Origin of the sequence: Acrocarpospora macrocephala, assembly GCF_009687865.1 — a bacterium.
Classification (GTDB): Bacteria; Actinomycetota; Actinomycetes; order Streptosporangiales; family Streptosporangiaceae; genus Acrocarpospora; species Acrocarpospora macrocephala.
This window is the reverse complement of the sequence record NZ_BLAE01000020.1, coordinates 146,847-149,727: the sequence shown is the minus strand read 5'-3', so window position 1 is coordinate 149,727 and position 2,881 is coordinate 146,847. Positions and strand designations below refer to the sequence as shown.

Sequence of the window (2,881 nt, the reverse complement as noted above, 5' to 3'; positions counted from 1 at the left end):
GCTCGACCCGGCCGGGTGGACACACCCGGCCGGGTCGGATTCGTACGGTCAGACCGTGGTTTTCAGCCTTCGGTCAGCGAGATGGACTTGGAAGGGCAGGCACGGACGGCCTCCCGCACGACCCCCTGGGCCGAGCCGTCCACGGTATCGGCCAAAACCGTGACGGTTCCCTCATCGGTCTGGTCGAAGACCTCCGGTGCGATGAGCACGCACTGGCCGGCGCCGATGCAGCGCTGGGCGTTCACATTGATACGTGTCACATTCATCACCAACGGACCGGTAGCGCGTGCAGCCCGAACAGCACGCCGTCGTACTTGAACGGCAGGTCCTCGACCGCCTGATCGAGCTCAAGGGTGGGAATCCGCCGGAACAGGGTCCCGAAGACGGTGTCCATCTCGATCCTGACGAGGTTCTGCCCGAGACACTGGTGCACGCCGTACCCGAACGCGACGTGGTGGCGGGCCGAGCGGCTCGGGTCGAACTGCTCGGCGTGCCCGAACGTGCCCTCGTCGTGGTTGGCGGAGGCGCCGAGCGGCACGATGCCCTCGCCGGCCCTGATGAGCTGCCCGCCGATCTCGACGTCCTCCACCGCCACGCGCAGCGCCACCCGGTCGGCCACGGACAGGTAGCGCAGCACCTCCTCGACCACTCCGGGTGCGTTGATCCATTGCCGGTTCAGCAGCAGCATGACCACGCCGAGCGCGATGTTGTTCGCCGTCGTCTCGTGCCCGGCGATCAGCAGCAGCAGGGCGACGCCGGAGATCTCCTTGGGGGTCAGCACCCCGGCACGCAGCAATCGGCTGGTCAGATCCCTGCCGGGGAAGCGCTGCTTCATGGCGATCAGCTTGTTGATGTAGAGCAGCAGGTCCTGGGCCGCGGCATCGCGTTCGTCGTCGGTCGACGTGAAGGTCACCAGAACCTGCGTCCTGGATTCGAAAAGTTCGCGGTCCGTGCGCGGCACGCCGAGCAGTTCGCAGATGATCAGCGACGGCACCGGCAGCGCGAACGCGGCCACCAGGTCGGCGGTGGTGCCACCGGCGAGCATGGCGTCGATGCGGCCGTCGACGATCCGCTGGACCGCCGGGCGCAGCTCGCCCACCCGCCGTACGGTGAACTCCGGGATCAGCGCCTTGCGGAACCGGGTGTGGTCCGGCGGGTCGTAGGCGACGAACCAACCGGGGATCTGGTCGGGGTGCGGCACCGTCCCGTTGCGCCCGATGGTCGGAAACCCCGGGTGCGTGGGGCTGGCGCTGATTCGCGGGTCGGTGAGCACGGTGCGCACATCCTCGTGGCGCGTGACCAGCCACACGGTGCTGCCGTTGGGCAGCGCCGACTTGACCAGGCCCGGGCGCGCCCGCAGTTCGGCGTACTCGTCCGGGGGAGAGAGTTGCCCGCGCCGTCGCGTCGGGAACTCGATGGAGATCGGATCGCTAGTTGGCATGCTGTCGCCACGTCCTTCGGCAGGTCCTGTCAGATCATTTCAGCGCCGGACTGCCCAGGATCAGATCGGCGGCGGCGTGGACGCCCCCCGCCTCTCGCATCGCCTTGGCGAAATGCTCGGCGCGTTCACGGAATGTGGGGTTGTCGAGGACTCGGGTGATCTTGTTGAGCCAGTCTTCGACATCGATGGTCTGCGGGTCGTCCACCGTGAGGCTGACCCCGCTGTCCACGCCGCGTATCGCCTGGTCGTAGCAGTCGACCCAGAGCGGCCGGATGACCTGCGGCTTGCCGAAATACAGTCCCTCGTGGAACGCGTTCCCGCCGGCATGGTTGACGAAGAGCTTGACGTTGGGATGGGCCAGCACATCGAGCTGTGAGGGGACCCAGCTCTCGATCCTGAGGTTCTGCGGCAACTCCTCGCTCGGCGGCAGCAGGTGTTGCTGCTCCTTCGGGAGCTTCCACAGCACGGAGTGCCGGCCGTCCAACCGGCGGGCGATCTCCGTCACCGCGTGGACTTCGGGGCCGGTCAGCCGGGTGATCGTGCCGAATGCCATGAAGACGACGGAGGGGTTGGCGTCCAGCCACTTCGAAAGGTCGTGGTCGCCCGGCACCTCCGGCAATGGCGGGATGACCGCGCCGACCAGGTGGACGTGCTCGGGAAGGGGGATCGGGTAGTCCAGTCCTGGCACGGTGCAGCACACGATGCGCTCGGCGAAATCGGTTTTTGCCGTGGGGCGGAGGAGCTCCTTCGGGAGGTCCAGTTCCTTCGCGGTGGCCAGGACGTGCCGAACGATTCTCAGCATCCTCGGGTGCAGGAACATCAGCAGGGCCCGGGTCTTGAAGTAGGTGTTGTAGACCCGCTGCTGGAACGTCATGTTCAGGGGTAGCCCGGAGTGCAGCATCGGGTAGCCGCGTGGCGTCTCCGTCGCGAGCAGGTTGCTCGGGAAGAAAGGCGAGACGAGGATGAACGGAATCTTCCGCTTGACGGCCACCGTCATCGCGATCGGGTTGACGGTGTCGAAGACCATGAGGGCGGGGTTGATCTCGTCGACCAGGGAGTCGACCATCGGGTAATTCTTCTGCGTCGGCACCACGCTGAATATCTGCCGTATCACCGCGTGGTGCGCCTTCCATCGGGAGCGCTGGGTGACCTTGCGGTACACCTCGTCGTCCCAGCAGTTGGGGGTGATTTCCGGGAGGGGGTCACCGAGGGAGACGAAGTTCAGGCCGTTTCCCTCTTTGATGTTCTCGATGTCCGCCTGGTACTCCTGCTCCGCCGCGAACCACAGGTCTTCCGTGCCACGCCGGGCCAGTTCGGCGGCGATGACGCGCAACGGATTGAAAATTCCGTGCCCCGTGGAGCTGAGGAACAGCACCCGCTTGCGGCTCTCGCTCATCGTGCACACCTCCATGGCGGGAGCCGGACCGCCAGAAAGTCAGT

General features: G+C 66.4%; 3 protein-coding genes. All 3 read right to left on the bottom strand.

From position 1 onward, the window contains the following. Positions 1-62: 62 nt before the first annotated feature. The 3 genes from Amac_RS18975 to Amac_RS18965 are packed head-to-tail and all read right to left on the bottom strand — an operon-like array spanning position 63 to position 2,837. On the bottom strand, positions 63-260 hold the full coding sequence (locus Amac_RS18975) for a ferredoxin (protein WP_246268468.1): 198 nt from the start codon (positions 258-260) through the stop codon (positions 63-65). Between the two features lie 5 nt (positions 261-265). Then, a complete protein-coding gene (locus tag Amac_RS18970) occupies positions 266-1,441 on the bottom strand; it encodes a cytochrome P450 (RefSeq protein ID WP_155355698.1) in 1,176 nt (391 codons plus the stop codon). Positions 1,442-1,475: 34 nt separating this feature from the next. Then, on the bottom strand, positions 1,476-2,837 hold the full coding sequence (locus tag Amac_RS18965; RefSeq protein WP_155355697.1) for a glycosyltransferase: 1,362 nt from the start codon (positions 2,835-2,837) through the stop codon (positions 1,476-1,478). Between the last annotated feature and the right edge of the window lie 44 nt (positions 2,838-2,881).